14 protein-coding genes are annotated in these 16,420 nt (G+C 68.1%); 10 read left to right on the top strand and 4 right to left on the bottom strand.

Annotated elements, in window-relative coordinates:
* Nucleotides 1-67 precede the first annotated feature (67 nt).
* The 4 genes from U4Z64_RS32025 to U4Z64_RS32010 are packed head-to-tail and all read left to right on the top strand — an operon-like array spanning nt 68 to nt 3,739.
* Nucleotides 68-514 carry a DoxX family protein gene (locus U4Z64_RS32025; RefSeq protein ID WP_321822061.1) on the top strand — a complete coding sequence of 149 codons (447 nt, stop codon included), beginning with the start codon at nt 68-70 and terminating at the stop codon, nt 512-514.
* 53 nt (nt 515-567) lie between these two features.
* Entirely contained in the window at nt 568-1,482 is a 915-nt protein-coding gene (locus U4Z64_RS32020; protein WP_321822060.1) for a glyoxalase, read from the top strand.
* The gene (locus tag U4Z64_RS32015) at nt 1,479-2,177 is read left to right on the top strand and encodes a YoaK family protein (RefSeq protein ID WP_044846118.1); all 699 of its coding nucleotides are present in this window, start codon (nt 1,479-1,481) and stop codon (nt 2,175-2,177) included. Before U4Z64_RS32020 ends, U4Z64_RS32015 begins: the two co-directional genes overlap by 4 nt.
* Nucleotides 2,174-3,739 carry an alginate export family protein gene (locus U4Z64_RS32010; RefSeq protein ID WP_321822059.1) on the top strand — a complete coding sequence of 522 codons (1,566 nt, stop codon included), beginning with the start codon at nt 2,174-2,176 and terminating at the stop codon, nt 3,737-3,739. Before U4Z64_RS32015 ends, U4Z64_RS32010 begins: the two co-directional genes overlap by 4 nt.
* 141 nt (nt 3,740-3,880) lie before the next feature.
* On the opposite strand, the gene U4Z64_RS32005 is transcribed toward U4Z64_RS32010, so the two are convergent.
* Nucleotides 3,881-5,467, bottom strand: coding sequence for an acid phosphatase (locus tag U4Z64_RS32005; protein WP_044846117.1), 1,587 nt, complete (start codon nt 5,465-5,467; stop codon nt 3,881-3,883).
* Between the two features lie 221 nt (nt 5,468-5,688).
* Here U4Z64_RS32005 and U4Z64_RS32000 point away from each other — a divergent pair, with 221 nt between their 5' ends.
* The 3 genes from U4Z64_RS32000 (at nt 5,689) to U4Z64_RS31990 (ending at nt 8,025) form a co-directional block, all read left to right on the top strand.
* Nucleotides 5,689-7,029, top strand: a complete 1,341-nt coding sequence (locus U4Z64_RS32000; RefSeq protein ID WP_321822058.1) for a cytochrome-c peroxidase — start codon at nt 5,689-5,691, stop codon at nt 7,027-7,029.
* Between the two features lie 127 nt (nt 7,030-7,156).
* Nucleotides 7,157-7,543, top strand: coding sequence for a hypothetical protein (locus U4Z64_RS31995; RefSeq protein ID WP_044846115.1), 387 nt, complete (start codon nt 7,157-7,159; stop codon nt 7,541-7,543).
* 11 nt (nt 7,544-7,554) lie between these two features.
* On the top strand, nt 7,555-8,025 hold the full coding sequence (locus U4Z64_RS31990; protein ID WP_321822057.1) for an NUDIX hydrolase: 471 nt from the start codon (nt 7,555-7,557) through the stop codon (nt 8,023-8,025).
* Nucleotides 8,026-8,143: 118 nt separating this feature from the next.
* Here the strand turns inward: U4Z64_RS31990 and U4Z64_RS31985 are convergent, their stop codons facing one another.
* Nucleotides 8,144-9,853, bottom strand: a complete 1,710-nt coding sequence (locus U4Z64_RS31985; protein ID WP_321822056.1) for a glutamine--tRNA ligase/YqeY domain fusion protein — start codon at nt 9,851-9,853, stop codon at nt 8,144-8,146.
* Between the two features lie 252 nt (nt 9,854-10,105).
* Here U4Z64_RS31985 and U4Z64_RS31980 point away from each other — a divergent pair, with 252 nt between their 5' ends.
* Nucleotides 10,106-10,315, top strand: a complete 210-nt coding sequence (locus U4Z64_RS31980) for an ornithine acetyltransferase (RefSeq protein WP_006497729.1) — start codon at nt 10,106-10,108, stop codon at nt 10,313-10,315.
* Nucleotides 10,316-10,478: 163 nt separating this feature from the next.
* Nucleotides 10,479-11,027, top strand: a complete 549-nt coding sequence (locus tag U4Z64_RS31975; protein WP_124488938.1) for an RBBP9/YdeN family alpha/beta hydrolase — start codon at nt 10,479-10,481, stop codon at nt 11,025-11,027.
* 120 nt (nt 11,028-11,147) lie between these two features.
* On the opposite strand, the gene U4Z64_RS31970 is transcribed toward U4Z64_RS31975, so the two are convergent.
* A complete protein-coding gene (locus U4Z64_RS31970; RefSeq protein ID WP_124523014.1) occupies nt 11,148-12,368 on the bottom strand; it encodes a CaiB/BaiF CoA transferase family protein in 1,221 nt (406 codons plus the stop codon).
* A 240-nt stretch (nt 12,369-12,608) separates the two neighbouring features.
* Between U4Z64_RS31970 and alaS the strand changes: the two genes are divergently transcribed.
* Entirely contained in the window at nt 12,609-15,233 is a 2,625-nt protein-coding gene (gene alaS / locus U4Z64_RS31965) for an alanine--tRNA ligase (RefSeq protein WP_044846110.1), read from the top strand.
* A 259-nt stretch (nt 15,234-15,492) separates the two neighbouring features.
* Here the strand turns inward: alaS and U4Z64_RS31960 are convergent, their stop codons facing one another.
* On the bottom strand, nt 15,493-16,413 hold the full coding sequence (locus U4Z64_RS31960; protein WP_321822055.1) for a LysR family transcriptional regulator: 921 nt from the start codon (nt 16,411-16,413) through the stop codon (nt 15,493-15,495).
* Nucleotides 16,414-16,420: the final 7 nt, after the last annotated feature.

The following is a 16,420-nucleotide window of genomic DNA, read 5'->3' as shown; positions in this document are numbered from 1 at the left end:
GCATTGCCGACGTCGGACGCGAAGGGCTTCTGGGGCGCGTTCGGCTGTTCGTGCTGGGCAGTCTGACATGACGACGCGTACCATCTACGGCAGCCCGGCGTGGATCCGCGCGCTGCTGTCGCAGCCGTGGGTCCTGCCGCTCGCGCGTCTCGCGCTGGTGTCCGCCTATCTGCTCGGCGGGGTCGCGAAGGCGCTCGACTTCGACGGCGCGGTCGCGGAGCAGGCGCATTTCGGCCTGCATCCGGCCGCGCTGTGGGCGGCGCTCGCGATCGCGGTCGAGATCGGCGGCTCGCTGTGCGTGGTGTTCCGCCGCTTCACGTGGCTCGGCGCCGGCAGCCTCGGCATGCTGACGCTCGTCGCGATGGTCGTGGCGAACGATTTCTGGAACCGCACGGGCGCCGAACATTTCATGGCGCTCAACAGCTTTTTCGAGCATCTTGGGCTGATCGCGGCACTCGTGCTCGCGACCGTGCTCGACGATGCGCGGCAACCGGCCGGCGACGGCAGCAGGTGACCGGGATTCCCCGGGCCGGTGCATCATTTGAAGAAACAACAAGGACATCCGTTATGAAAACCCTTCGTTCCGCGTTGCTGGCGCTTGCGATTGCCAGTGGTCTCGTCGCCGCGCCTGCCGCGTTCGCGAAACCGCCGGTGCCGCCCGCGGTCGCGCCGACGGTGGCCGTCGGTCCGCAGTACGACACCACGCACGTGTGCGTCGCGCCGGAAGACTTCGACCGCTTCACCGACAGTTTCGTCGCGACCTTCGGCGGCAAGAAATCGAAGCAGGGCGTGTTCCAGGTCACGCCGACGCCGAGCCAGACGATGTCGCAGCTCGTGCTGACGCCGGTCGGCACGATCTCGGTGTTCGGCTTCAAGACGCCGGTCCCGTATCCGTTCTGCGCGGAGCGCACCGGCTATCTCGTCACCGACATGGACGTCGCGGTGAAGTCGGCGCGCGAGCACGGCGCCGACGTGATCGTCGACACGTTCCCCGATCCGATCGGCCGCGATGCGGTCATTACGTGGACGGGCGGCGTGAACATGCAGCTCTACTGGCACACCCAGGCGCCGCACTACGACGCGTTGCAGACCATCCCCGAGAACCGGGTCTATGTGTCGCCGCAAAGCGTACGCAAGTTCGTGCACGATTTCGTCAAGTTCTCGAAAGGCAAGGTGGTGTCCGACAACCTGAAGGCGCCGGGCATCGAGATCGGCCGGCCGAACGACACGTATCGCCGGATTCGCATCGAATCGGGCTTCGGCAAGATGACCGTGCTCGTGACGGACGGCCATCTGCCTTACCCGTACGGGCGCGAGATGACGGGCTACGACGTGCCGGACCTGGCCGCCACGCTGGAGAAGGCCAAGGCGGCGGGTGTGACCGTGCTCGTGCCGCCGTACACCGCGGACGGCCGCGACGCGGCACTCGTGCAGTTCCCGGGCGGCTACGTTGCCGAAATCCACGCGAGCGCAGCGCGATGAAGCACGAAGACACGATCCTTGCCGCGGTGGCCGGCTTCGTCGATACGCTGAGCTTCGTCGCGCTGTTCGGGCTGTTCACCGCACACGTGACGGGCAACTTCGTGCTGATCGGCGCGGGCATCGCGGGCTTCGGCCAGGGTGTCGTGCTGAAGCTCAGCGTGTTTCCCGCGTTCGTGTGCGGCGTGATCGCGGCGAGCCTGATCGCGCGGTCGATGTCCGGGCGGCCCGCCTGGCAGGGCACGCGCGCGCTGCATGCGGTGCAGGCCGTGCTGCTGCTCGGCTTCTGCGCGGCCGGCGTGTGGGCGACGCCCGTCACGCAGCCCGACAGCTTGCCGGCGCTCGTGGCCGGCATCGTCGGCACGTTCGCGATGGGCGTGCAGAACGCGCATCCGCGCGTGATTTCGCGCGCGGGCGGCGTGCCGAACACGGTGATGACGGGCAACGTGACGCAGGCGATCCTCGACGTCGTCGACCTGCTGTCGGCCGGCACGGCCGACGCCGCGCGCGCGGCGGCGCGGGCGCGCTTCGGCAAGATGCTGCCGGCGATCGTCGCGTTCGCGCTCGGCGCGGCGTGCGGTGCGCTCGGGTTCCGCTACGTCGGATTCCTGGCGCTGCTCGCGCCGGTCGGCGCGCTCGCGACGCTTGCATTGTGTGCGGCGCAAGCGGCCGCACCCGCCGCGCAGGAGCGCGCATGACCGCGCGGGGGCAGCGCAGACGCGACGCCCGCGGCTTCGAACGGGCCGCGCGCCTGTCGGTCGTCGCGGCGCTGTTGTGCGCGGGCGCCGACGCGGCGGTCGCGGAAACGGCGGCTGAAACGACTTCGACACCGACACCGACACCGACACCGACACCGACACAAGGACCGGCGCAGCCTTCGGCTGCGTCATCGGTTTCGACCTCGACGCCGGCAGCGACCCAGACGGCCACCGCCGCATCGACGTGCACGACCAAACGCCCGACGGTGCTGTTCAACCGCTGGCAGGAGGACTGGTCGGTGCTCGCGAATCCGTGCGTGCCGCGTGCGCCGCTCGACGGACTGAAATACATTCCGCTCGGCAACGATCCGGCGTCCTATCTATCGCTCGGCGTGAACCTGCGCGAGCGGCTGGAGACCAACGACGCGCCGCTGTTCGGGATCGGCTCCGCGCAATCGGACACGTACCTGATCCAGCGCGTCGAAGTGCATGCCGATGCGCATCTCGGCCAGCACTGGCAGTTCTTCGCGCAGTTGCAGGACGCGCGCGCGTTCGGCAAGAACACGGTGTCGCCCGTCGACAAGAACCCGCTCGATCTCGAACAGGCGTTCGCGACCTACACGGGCGCGCTCGGCGGCGGCACGTTCAAGTTCCGCGTCGGCCGGCAGGAGATGGCGTTCGACCTGCAGCGTTTCATCGCCACGCGCGACGGCCCGAACGTGCGGCAGGCGTTCGATGCGGTCTGGGCCGATTACGAATACGGGAAATGGCGCTTCATCGGCTACGCGACGCAACCGGTGCAGAACCGCAACGCGTCCGATTTCGACGACGTGTCCAATCGCGGTCTCACCTTCAGCGGCGTGCGCGTCGAGCGGCAGTCGGTCGGGCCGGGCGACCTGTCCGGCTACTGGTCGCGCTACAACCGCCGCAACGCGCGTTTCCTCGATGCGAGCGGCGCCGAGCATCGCGATGTGTGGGACGTTCGCTACACAGGCACGCAGGGCCGTTTCGACTGGGATCTCGAGACGATGCTGCAGACCGGGACGGTCGGCAACGACACGATCGGTGCGTGGGCAGTCGGCTCGATCGCCGGCTACAAGCTCGATGCGCCGTGGTCGCCGCGCGTCGCGTTGCAGATCGATGCGGCCTCGGGCGACCGGCATCCGCACGACGGCCGCGTCGGCACCTTCAATCCGCTGTTTCCGAACGGCTATTACTTCACGCTGGCCGGCTACACGAGCTATGCGAACCTGATCCACGTGAAGCCGTCCGTGACGCTGAAGCCGTCGGCGAACCTGTCGCTGCTCGGCGCGCTGGGTTTCCAGTGGCGCGAGACGACCGGCGACGCCGTCTATCAGCAGCCGAACATTCCGGTGCCGGGCACGGCGGGCAAGGGCGGCCTGTGGACAGGGATGTACGTGCAGCTGCGCGCGGACTGGACGATTGCCGCGAACCTGATCGGCGCGGTCGAGGCCGTGCACTTCCAGGTCGGCGACGCGATCCGGCAGGCGGGCGGGCACAACGCGGACTACGTCGGCGTCGAGCTGAAGTACGGCTGGTGACGCGGCCGCGCGGCACCGCGCGCGCATGAAAAACACCCCAAAGGCGGGATTCGCATCCGGCTTTTGGGGTGCAGGTCGCAGCGGGTCGCCCTTCGTTCGTCCGGGCCGGCCGCGCGGCCGGCCCGTTCGCGGGTGATGCCGTTACAGGTTCGGCGACAGCGTGAGCGCGTTCGTCAGGTCGCCCATCGGCTGCGCGCCGTTCGCCTTCAGTGCGTCGTCGCGCTGCTGCAGGCCCGGCAGGCGCGGCAGCGAGAAGCGGCGCGTGATGAGACGCAGGATCGAACCCGTGTCGTACTGCGTGTGGTCCACGAAACCCTTCTTCGCGTACGGCGACACGATCAGCGCCGGAATCCGCGTGCCCGGACCCCACCGATCGGCGGTCGGCGGCGCGGCGTGATCCCAGAAGCCGCCGTTCTCGTCGTACGTGACGACGACGACCATGTTCTTCCACTGCGGGCTTGCCTGCAGGTGCGCGATCACGTCGGCGATGTGCTGGTCGCCGGAGGTGACGTCCGTGTAGCCCGGGTGCTCGTTCAGGTTGCCTTGCGGCTTGTAGAACGTGACCTGCGGCAGCGTGCCCGCGTCGATCGCCTTGATGAACTCGGCGCCGTTCGCGCCGCCGTCGAGCAGGTGCTGCGCGCGGCTCGCGGTGCCCGGTGCCTGGTTCGCGAAGTAGTTGAACGGCTGGTGGTGCGGCTGAAAGTTCGGCGTCGACAGGTCGGCGCCGTAGATCACGTTCGACGTGCCGTTCTGGCTTGCCTGCAGCGCCTGGCCCCACGCGCCGCCGTACCATGCCCACGACACGCCCGCGTTGGTCATCAGGTCGCCGATGTTGGTCGCCGTCTGCGGCGGCATCGTCGACGGATTGGCCGGATCGGCGAGCAGCGGATCGCCGCCCGTGGCTGCCTTGTTGCCGCTCGGCTGATACGGCGGCTGCATCGTGTTGACCGCGAAGAAGTCGGGCGTGATCGCGCCGTCGTTGACGAACTTCGGCGGGCCGCTGAGCGCGGACGCGGGCGAGTTCGTCGCAACCTTCAGCGACTTGCCGTCCGCGTTCAACACGGCGATCTTGCCGGCCGCGGGGCTCGTGTTCGCGTTCGCGTAGAACGGCGCGCACGCGCAGATCAGGTACTGGTGGTTCAGGAACGAGCCGCCGAACGCGCCCATGAAGAAGTTGTCGGCGAGCACGTACTGCTGCGCGATCTTCCACAGCGGCAGCTTCGACGGGTCCGGCGTGTAGTGGCCCATCGTCAGGCCGCCCGCATCGGTCCATGCGGCGTACATGTCGTTCTTGCCGCCGTTGATCTGCATCTGGTCCTGGTAGAAGCGGTGCACGATGTCGCGCGTCGCGATGCTCATCGACTGGTTGAAGCCCTTCGGATCGTCGATCGCGAACGGCGCGTTCGGCAGGTTCGCCGTCATTGCTTCGGTGACCGCCGGCGTGATGCCGGTCGCGGTCAGGCCGCCCCAGATCTTCGGCAGCGTCGCCATCGTCGAGCCGTCGCGATCCTTCTGCACCGAGTTCGCCGCCGTCGCGTTCTGCAGGCCGTTCGCGCCGGGGAAGTTGCCGTACAGGTTGTCGAAGCTGCGGTTTTCCGCGTAGATCACGACGACGTTCTTGACGGCCGACAGGCCTTGCTGCGTGACATCGTCGCCGCCGCAGGCGGTCAGGCTGAGCGCGGCCGCGAGGGCGATCGGCGTGTAACGAATCCAGGCGTGCTTCTTCATGCGATGTTCTCTCTTTCGTCGTGTGTCGCGTGTGGGAATCGCGGTGGTGTCGGGCCGGCGCGGGAACCTTCGGACACCTGCCGGCTGCGCGCATTATCTGGAACCGATTTGACAGCCGGGTGTAGGGGCGCTTTCAAATGACTGTCGGTCGAACGTCATGCGGCGGTCACGGAACTGACATAAGCTCCGGCCGATTGCCCACCGCTACAAGAAGAACGACGATGCACAGCCTTCTGAAATCCTTCGCGTCCGCGCGATCGCTGATCCCTGCCGCGGCGGCGCTGGCGCTGGTCGGCGGGCTCGCGGCGCTCGCCGGTTGCGATGCGCGCCCCGGTGCCGATGCATCGGCCGCCGCCATCGTGCCGGCGGCACAGGCCGCTCCGGCGGTCGCGCCGGCCAGCCAGCCGCAGACGCGCGCACAGGTATTCGAGGGCGTGAAGCAGATGACGGCGCTCGGCAAGCAGTTGTTCTTCGATCCGTCGCTGTCGGGGTCCGGCAAGCTCGCGTGCGCGTCGTGCCATAGCGCCGAGCATGCGTTCGGGCCGCCGAACGCGCTGTCGGCACAACTCGGCGGCGACGACATGCACAGCACGGGCTTTCGTGCGGTGCCGTCGCTGAAGTACCTGCGCGGCATTCCGCCGTTCAGCGAGCACTTCCACGATTCGCCGGACGAAGGTGACGAAAGCATCGATGCGGGCCCGACCGGCGGGCTGACCTGGGATGGCCGCGTCGATACGCGCGATGCGCAGGCGCGCATTCCGCTCACGTCGCCCTTCGAGATGAGCAGTTCGCCGGCGCGGGTTGCGAAGGCGGTGCGCGCCGCGCCGTATGCCGACGCGTTCCGCAAGGCGTTCGGCAATCAGGTTCTCGGCGACGACCAGGCGACGTTCGGCGCGGTGCTGCGCGCGCTCGACGCATTCCAGCAGCAGCCGGCGCTGTTCGATCCGTACACGAGCAAGTACGACGCGTACCTGGCCGGCCACGCGCAGCTGACACCCGCCGAGCTGCGCGGGCTGCAGCTGTTCAACGACGAGAAGAAGGGCAACTGCGCGAGCTGCCACGTGAGCCAGCGCACGCTCGAAGGCGGGCCGCCGCAGTTCAGCGATTTCGGCCTGATCGCGATCGCGGTGCCGCGCAACCGCGCGCTGCCGGTCAATCGCGATCCGCGCTTTTACGACCTCGGCGCGTGCGGCCCCGAGCGCACCGACCTGAAGGGCCGCGACGAATTCTGCGGGCTGTTCCGCACGCCGTCGCTGCGCAACGTCGCGCTGCGCAAGACGTTCTTCCACAACGGCGTGTACCACTCGCTCGAGGACGTGATGCGCTTCTACGTCGAGCGTGACATCCATCCGGAGAAGTTCTATCCGGTCGTGCACGGCAAGGTGCAGGTCTACGACGACCTGCCGAAGCGCTACTGGCCGAACATCAACCGCGAGCCGCCGTTCGACCGCAAGCGCAGCGACGCGCCCGCGCTGAACGCGGCCGAGATCAGGGACGTGATCGCGTTCCTGAACACGCTGACCGACGGATATCAACCGGCAGCCGCGTCGGCGGCCCGCTAGACGACGTTCCTGGCGGCACGCATGCTATGCTCGCTGGCTGACGGGCGTGGCGCGTGCCGGTTCGCCGGCCGCCGGAGTGCCGGCCGCGCGCCATGCCGTTCGATCGAACATCCAAGGAGAACAACACATGTCGATGCGTGCATCCCTTTCCGTCGTCACGCGCGTGCTGGCCGGCGCCGCGTGCGCAGCCGCGATGCTGCCTGCCTACGCACAGAGCAACCTGGGCTTCCTGAACGACACGCCGCTCGCCTACTTCAGCAAGACCGACCGTGCGTCGCTGGCCAAGGCCGTGGCGCAGGTGCGCGACGAAGGCAAGGACGGCGAGACCACGACCTGGCAGAGCAGCGGCCGCGGCACGCAGATCGATGCGAAGCTCACGCCGTCGACGTCCGAGAACGACGGCAAGACCTGCCGCGAGATCGCCACCGACATTTCCGCGAAGGGCCAGACGCTGACGCTCAAGCCCGTCTATTGCAAGACCGCCACGGGCAAGTGGCAGCTGCAGAAGCGCTGAGCGCGCGTGCAATGAAGCGCAGCGGTGCGTCGCGCACGGTGTCGTGCGGCGTCGTGATTCTCGACGGGGCCGGCCGCGTATTCCTCGCGCACGCGACGGACACCACGCACTGGGACATCCCGAAGGGGCAGGGCGAGCCCGGCGAATCGCCGGTCGACGCGGCGCTGCGGGAGCTGCGCGAGGAAACCGGCATCGAGTTCGCGCCGGCGCGACTGCTCGATCTCGGCCGCTTCGCCTACCGTCACGACAAGGACCTGCACCTGTTCGCGGTGCAGGTCGCGGACGACGAGATCGATCCCGTGCGCTGCACGTGCACGTCGCTGTTCCCGAGCCGTCGCGACGGCTCGCTGATTCCCGAGATGGACGCGTATCGCTGGACCGCGCCCGGCGACGTCGACGCGTATGCAAGCCGCAGCCTCGCGCGGCTGTTTCGCACGACGCTGTCGCTCGCGGATCTGCACCGGCGGTTAGCGAGCGCGTAAGCGCGGCGGCCGGCGCAGCCGCGCTTGCGCGCACGCAATAAAAAACGGCCCGAAGGCCGTTTTTTTTCATCCTGCGGCGGGCGGTGCGAGGCCGCCGCGCCGCACGCGGAGCAGGCCGTCAGGCCGGCTTGCCCCAGCTGTCGCGCAGCCCGACGATCCGGTTGAACACCGGCTTGCCCGGCTTCGAATCGACGCGGTCGGCGACGAAATAGCCGTGACGCTCGAACTGCAGGCGCGTTTCCGGCGCGACGTCGCCGGCGCCCGGCTCGACGTAGGCCTGCGTGACCTTCTTCGAGTCCGGGTTCAGCGCCTCGAGGAAGTTCGCGCCGCCCGCGTCCGGGTGCGGCGCCTTGAACAGCCGGTCGTAGATCCGCACTTCGGCCGCCTGCGCGTGCTTCGCGCTGACCCAGTGGATGTTGCCCTTGACCTTGTAGTTGTTCGCGCCTTCGGTGCCCGACTTGCTGTCCGGGAAGTAGTTGCAGTGCACGGCCGTCACGTTGCCGTCGGCGTCCTTGTCGAAGCCCGTGCATTCGATCACGTAGCCGTAGCGCAGGCGCACCTTGTTGCCCGGGTACAGGCGGAAATAGCCCTTCGGCGGGTTCTCGACGAAGTCCTCGCGCTCGATCCACAGCTCGCGCGAGATCGGGAAGGTGCGCACGCCGCGGTCGGGGTGGTGCGGGTGCACGGGCGCCGTGCACGCTTCTTCCTGGCCTTCCGGATAGTTGTCGATCACGAGCTTCAGCGGATCGAGCACGGCGACCGAGCGCGGCGCCTTGTCGTCGAGGTCGTCACGCAGCGCGCCTTCGAACACGCTCATGTCGATCCACGAATCGACCTTCGTCACGCCGATCCGCTCGCAGAACAGGTGGATGCTCTCCGGCGTGAAGCCGCGGCGGCGGATGCCGACGATCGTCGGCATGCGGGGGTCGTCCCAGCCTTCGACGTGACCTTCGGTGACGAGCTGCAGCAGCTTGCGCTTGCTGGTGATCGCGTACGTGAGGTTCAGGCGCGAGAATTCGATCTGTTGCGGCAGCGGGCGCGTGAACACGCCGGCTTCCGCGAGTTCGTTCAGCACCCAGTCGTACAGCGGGCGGTGATCCTCGAATTCGAGCGTGCACAGCGAATGCGTGATGCCTTCGAGCGCATCCGAGATGCAGTGCGTGTAGTCGTACATCGGATACACGCACCATGCGTCGCCGGTACGGTAGTGGTGCGCGTAGCGGATCCGGTAGATCACCGGGTCGCGCATGTTCATGTTCGGCGACGCCATGTCGATCTTCGCGCGCAGCACGTGCTCGCCTTCCTTGAACTCGCCGGCCTTCATCCGGCGGAACAGGTCGAGGTTTTCCTCGGGCGAGCGGTCGCGGAACGGCGACGGCTTGCCGCCTTCGGTCAGCGAGCCGCGGTTCGCGCGCATTTCCTCGGCGCTCTGGCTGTCGACGTACGCCTTGCCGCGCTGGATCAGCAGCTCGGCGAATTCGTACAGCTTGTCGTAGTAGTCGCTCGCGAAATACTGGTGATCGACCGCGTCCTTGCGCCAGTCGAAGCCGAGCCAGCGCACGGCGTCGACGATCGAGTCGACGTATTCGACGCTTTCCTTTTCCGGGTTCGTGTCGTCGAAGCGCAGGTGGCACACGCCGCCGTAGTCGCGCGCGACGCTGAAGTTCAGGCAGATGCTCTTGGCATGGCCGATGTGCAGATAGCCGTTCGGCTCGGGCGGAAAGCGCGTCTCGACGCGGCCGCTCCATTTGCCGGTGCGGTTGTCGTCGTCGATGATGTTGCGGATGAAATTGGAAGCCGCGGGGGCGTCGTTGCGTTCGGTGCTCATGCGGTTGGCGTCAGGTTGTGTCGGCGCGTCGCGCCGGTTTAATCCCGTAATTCTACCTGACCGGGGTCCGTCCCGCGCGGGTTGCGGCGTCGGCAGGGCGGTTCGCGCTGCCGATCGCAATATCTCGATAGTGTGTCGGCTGTAACACGACGTAAATCGGATTGCCCCCCGCATTCGGCTTTTCCTATGATGGCTTCACCGAATCAATGCCGCCATTCGCCGTTTTTGCGGGGCGGGAGGAAGCCAACAATCATGATGAAGAAGACCACTTTTCTCGTTCGTACCGCGGTAATCGTCGCGGCCCTGTCGCAACTCGGCGCATGCGCGATGACGCATACGCAACGTAACGCCGGGATCGGCGCGGCAGCGGGCGGCGCGCTCGGCTACCTGATCACGGGCGGCCCGGTCGGCACGGTCGCCGGCGCCGCGGCAGGCGGCCTGGTCGGCGCCGGCGTGCGCTGACCGAAGCCGGCGCGCGTGAGCGCCGGCCGGTCGCGTGCGCAGCGCGACCGATTCATACACCGCACATCCATTCCGCGATTCGACAGGCAGCATCAGGGAGGAGCGGGTGTGCGACACTTCGTCGACGTTACATAAAACGACTTCATTCGTCGACGAACCTTCCATGAGCGATTCTCTCGTTTTCGTGCTGCCGGGCTACGGCAACTCCGGCCCGTTCCACTGGCAAAGCCGCTGGGAGCGCGCCGACGCGCGTTTCGTTCGCATCGCGATGCCCGACTGGGACCGTGCGTTCCGCAACGGCTGGTGTCTCGCGCTCGATCGTGCGGTCGAAGCCGCACCGGGTCCCGTGACGATCGCCGCGCACAGCCTCGGCACGCTGACCACCGCGTGGTGGGCGACCCGTTACGCGCGGCCGGCCGCGCTCGAGAAAGTGCGCGGCGCGCTGCTCGTCGCATTGCCCGATCCGGCCGGGCCGGCGTTTCCGGCCGACGCGCACGGCTTCGGGCCGGTGCCGCACGAGCGGCTGCCGTTTCCGACCTGCGTGGTTGCGAGCAGCGACGATCCGTACGGCTCGCTCGCGTTCGCGCGCGGCTGCGCGCACGCGTGGGGCAGCGCGTTTCATGACCTCGGCCCGCGCGGCCACATCAACGCGGACAGCGGGCTCGGCGACTGGCCGCAGGGGCGCGGCTGGCTCGACGCGCTGGCGCGCTAGCGTCGGGTCGATCGATTCGACGCCGGCCGTCCGGCTGGCGCCCGGGCCGCGCCTGCGGTCGCCCCGCGCTGGCAGCAGGTGCGCGAGCGCGCAACGGCACGCCTGCGCGCGCCCGCCCGCTCAAATCGCCTGCTTCGCCTTCAACGCGGCGATCCGCACATCGTCGTAGCCGAGCATGTCGCGCAGCACGTCTTCCGTCTGCGCGCCCAGCAGCGGCGGGGCGGTGCGCGCATCGGGCGGCGTCGCGCTCATCCGGATCGGATTGCGCACGAGCTTCACGTCCGCGCCGCACGGGTGCGGCAGCGACACCTGCATTCCGCGCGCGACCACCTGTTCGTTGTCGAACACCTCGTCGAGTTCGTTGATCGGCCCGCACGGCACGCCGGCCGCTTCGAGTACGGCGATCCAGTCGGCCTTGCCGCGCGCCTTCACCATCTCCGCGAGGATCGGCACCAGCGTGTCGCGGTGGCGCACGCGCGACGGATTCGTCGCGAACCGTTCGTCGTCGGCCAGCTCGGGCCGCCCGCCGGCCTCGACGAACTTGCGGAACTGCCCGTCGTTGCCGACCGCGACGATGATCCAGCCGTCGCTCGTCTGGAACGTCTGGTAAGGCACGATGTTCGGGTGCGCGTTGCCCCAGCGCACCGGCGGCTTGCCGCTCGCGAGGAAGTTGGTGTTCATGTTCGCGAGTAGCGCGACCTGCACGTCGAGCAGCGCCATGTCGATGTACTGGCCTTCGCCCGTGCGATCGCGGTGCGCGAGCGCGGCGAGCACCGCGATCGTCGAATAGAGGCCCGTCGCGAGATCGGCGATCGCCACGCCGGCTTTTTGCGGCCCGCCGCCCGGCTCGCTGTCGCGCTCGCCGGTGATGCTCATGAAGCCTCCGATCCCCTGGACGATGAAGTCGTAGCCCGCGCGGTGCGCGTACGGGCCCGTCTGGCCGAACCCGGTGACCGAGCAGTAGACGAGATCGGGCTTCACCGCACGCAGCGATTCGTAATCGAGCCCGTATTTCTTCAGCTGGCCGACCTTGTAGTTCTCGAGCACGACGTCGCTCTGCGCGGCGAGCTCGCGCACGATCTGCTGGCCTTCCGGCGTCGCGATGTCGACCGTCACCGAGCGCTTGTTGCGGTTCGCCGCGAGGTAGTAAGCGGCCTCGGCCGTATCGGCGCCGGTTGCGTCCTTCAGGTACGGCGGCCCCCAGTGGCGCGTGTCGTCGCCGGCGCCGGGGCGCTCGACCTTGATCACGTCCGCGCCGAAATCGGCAAGCGTCTGCGCGCACCACGGGCCCGCGAGCACGCGGGTGAGGTCCAGCACGCGGATATGGCTCAGGGCACCCATCGTCGAATCGTCTCCTTTCATGGCTCGCCCGGCCCGAGGCAAGGCGGATTGGCATGCCGAGCATCTTAAGGCGAATCGGCCGCGCCGGTGGCCCAGGCCGCTCGTCCGGCGCGGCGGGCCGCTGGCGTGGGAGCCGCCGATCTGTATCGTATAATCGCTCGTTTACGATATCTGCCCGCCGTGCGTCCGCGAGGACGGCCGGCGTTTGAAGCCGTCTCAGCCAGACATTCCCCGCACGCCATGAAAGCTGCCGAAATCCGCGAGAAATTCCTCAAATTCTTCGAATCGAAGGGCCACACGATCGTCCGCTCGTCGAGCCTCGTGCCCGGTAACGACCCCACGCTGATGTTCACGAACTCGGGCATGGTCCAGTTCAAGGACGTGTTCCTCGGCACGGATCCGCGTCCGTACACGCGCGCCACGACCGCGCAGCGCAGCGTGCGCGCGGGCGGCAAGCACAATGACCTCGAGAACGTCGGCTACACGGCGCGCCACCACACGTTCTTCGAGATGCTCGGCAACTTCTCGTTCGGCGACTACTTCAAGCACGACGCGATCCGCTTCGCGTGGGAACTGCTGACCACGGTCTACCAGCTGCCGAAGGAAAAGCTGTGGGTCACCGTCTACCAGGAAGACGACGAAGCGTACGACATCTGGGCGAAGGAAGTCGGCGTGCCGACCGAGCGGATCATCCGCATCGGCGACAACAAGGGCGCGCGCTACGCGTCGGACAACTTCTGGACGATGGGCGACACCGGCCCGTGCGGCCCGTGTACCGAAATCTTCTACGACCACGGCCCGGACGTGTGGGGCGGGCCGCCGGGGTCGCCTGAAGAGGACGGCGACCGCTACATCGAGATCTGGAACCTCGTGTTCATGCAGTTCAACCGCGACGCGCAGGGCAACATGACGCGCCTGCCGAAGCAGTCGGTCGACACCGGCATGGGCCTCGAGCGCCTCGCCGCGGTGCTGCAGCACGTGCACAGCAACTACGAGATCGACCTGTTCCAGAACCTGATCAAGGCCGCCGCGCGCGTGACCGAGATCAGCGACCTCACGAACAACTCGCTGAAGGTGATCGCCGATCACATCCGCGCGTGCTCGTTCCTGATCGTCGACGGCGTGATCCCCGGCAACGAAGGCCGCGGCTATGTGCTGCGCCGCATCGTGCGCCGCGCGATCCGCCACGGCTACAAGCTCGGCCGCAAGGGCTCGTTCTTCCACAAGCTGGTGGCCGACCTCGTCGCCGAGATGGGCGCAGCCTATCCGGAACTGAAGGAAGCCGAACAGCGCGTGACCGACGTGCTGCGCCAGGAAGAAGAGCGCTTCTTCGAGACGATCGAGCACGGGATGTCGATCCTCGAAGCGGCGCTGGCGGATGTCGACGCGAAGGGCGGCAAGGTGCTCGACGGCGAACTCGCGTTCAAGCTGCACGACACGTACGGCTTCCCGCTCGACCTCACGGCCGACGTGTGCCGCGAGCGCGGGATGACGGTCGACGAGCCGGCGTTCGACGACGCGATGGCGCGTCAGCGCGAGCAGGCGCGCGCGGCCGGCAAGTTCAAGGCCACGCAGGGCCTCGAATACTCGGGCGCGAAGACCACGTTCCACGGTTATGAAGAGATCGCGTTCGACGACGCGAAGGTCGTCGCGCTGTACGTCGACGGTTCGGCCGTCAACGAAGTGAAGCATGGCCAGGATGCGGTCGTCGTGCTCGACCACACGCCGTTCTACGCGGAATCGGGCGGCCAGGTCGGCGACCAGGGCGTGCTCGCGAATGCAGCGACGCGCTTCGCCGTGGCCGACACGCTGAAGGTGCAGGCCGACGTGATCGGCCACCACGGCACGCTCGAACAGGGCACGCTGAAGGTCGGCGACGTGCTGCGCGCGGAAATCGACGCGCATCGTCGCGCCCGCACGCAGCGCAACCACTCGGCGACCCACCTGATGCACAAGGCGCTGCGTGAAGTGCTCGGCGCACACGTGCAGCAGAAGGGCTCGCTTGTCGACGCGGAGAAAACCCGCTTCGACTTCGCGCACAACGCGCCGCTGACCGACGACGAAATCCGTCGCGTCGAGCAGATCGTCAACAACGAGATTCTGGCCAACGCGCCGGGCATCGTGCGCGTGATGCCGTACGACGAAGCGGTGAAGGGCGGCGCGATGGCGCTGTTCGGCGAGAAGTACGGCGACGAAGTGCGCGTGCTCGACCTCGGCTTCTCGCGCGAACTGTGCGGCGGCACGCACGTGCACCGCACCGGCGACATCGGCTTCTTCAAGATCGTCGTCGAAGGCGGCGTCGCGGCCGGCATCCGCCGGGTCGAGGCGATCACCGGCGACAACGCGGTGCGCTACGTGCAGGAGCTCGATGCGCGCGTGAACGAAGCGGCCGCCGCGCTGAAGGCGCAGCCGTCGGAACTCACGCAACGCATCGCGCAGGTGCAGGACCAGGTGAAGTCGCTCGAGAAGGAACTGGGCGCGCTGAAGTCGAAGCTCGCGTCGAGCCAGGGCGACGAGCTCGCGCAGCAGGCGATCGAAGTCGGCGGCGTGTTCGTGCTGGCCGCGACGCTCGACGGCGCGGACGCGAAGACGCTGCGCGAGACGGTCGACAAGCTGAAGGACAAGCTGAAGAGCGCGGCGATCGTGCTGGCGGCCGTCGAAGGCGGCAAGGTCAGCCTGATCGCGGGCGTCACGCCGGACGCGAGCAAGAAGGTCAAGGCCGGCGAGCTCGTGAACTTCGTCGCGCAGCAGGTCGGCGGCAAGGGCGGCGGCCGTCCGGACATGGCGCAGGCAGGCGGCACGGAACCGGCGAACCTGCCGGGCGCGCTGGCAGGCGTCAAGGGCTGGGTCGAAGAGCGTCTTTGATCGGCATGGCTGGTGATGCGGTGTGGTCGGGCTGACCGCGTCGCGTCACATCGCTTCGCATCAAAAAAACGACCCGATCGGCACGTGTGCCGGTCGGGTCGTTTTGTTTTTGTCGGTATGAAGAATTAGCGCGCTCGCTGGCGCTCGCCTGCGTTCCCGGCTCGGGCAGACGCCGACGCGGCCACCACCGCCTTGGCCGCATCGCCCGTGTCGGAATGAAGATCGAGCGCGCGCACCAGCGGTCGCCGGCGATCCCGACTCAGGCCGACACCGATGCGGCCACCGCCGCCTTGGTCGCATCACCCGGCCCCCGCGCAGCCTCGCCCAGCGCATCACGCAACGCGGCGAGCGCCGCCGACGCATAACCATGCCGCCACGCGAGCAGCGTGTCGATCCCTTCGAGTTCGGGGATCGTGTGGGCGGCGACGTTGCCGGTCTCCGGCTGCAACTCGAGCACCGAGCGCGGCGCGACCGCGATGCCCGCACCGGCCGCGACGCATGCGACGATCGCGTGATACGAACCGAGTTCGAGCACGCGCGCGGGCTTCATCCCGTGCGCCGCATACCATTGCTCGACATATTTCCGGTACGTGCAGCCGCGCTCGAACGCGACCAGCGTCGGCAGGATCACGTCGCGCGGCGTGCGCACGGGTGGATGGCCGCGCGGCGTCAGCAGCACGAGATCCTCGCGGAAGATCGGCACCGTCTCGAACGTGTCGGGCAGCGTGTCCGGCTCGGGCGGGCGCGCAAACAGCGCCGCGTCGATCTCGAAGTCGCGCACCTTGTCGATCAGCCAGCCGGTCGTGCCGGTCACGAGTTCCAGCGACACGTCGGGCCACGCATGGTGATAGCGCGCGAGCACGGTCGGCAGCCGGCTCGCGGCCGTGCTTTCCATCGTGCCGAGGCGCAGCCGCCCGCGCGGCGTGTCCTCGCGCACCGCGTCGCGCGCCTCGTCGGCAAGCGCGAGCAGCCGCTCCGCGTACGGCAGCAGCGTGTGCCCGGCCGGCGTCAGCACGAGCCGGCGGCCGTCGCGCACGAACAGCGCCGCGCCGAGTTCCTCCTCGAGCTGCTTGATGCGCGTCGTCACGTTCGATTGCACGCGATTGAGCTTCGCCGCCGCGCGCGTCACACCGTTCTCGCGCACGACAGCCCGGAAAATCGCCAGCGCCGCCAGGTCCATGATTCTC

It is taken from the genome of Burkholderia sp. BCC1996, assembly GCF_905339955.1.
Lineage (GTDB): Bacteria > Pseudomonadota > Gammaproteobacteria > Burkholderiales > Burkholderiaceae > Burkholderia.
The sequence above is the reverse complement of the archived record's forward strand: the minus strand, read 5'-3'. Positions and strand labels throughout refer to the sequence as shown.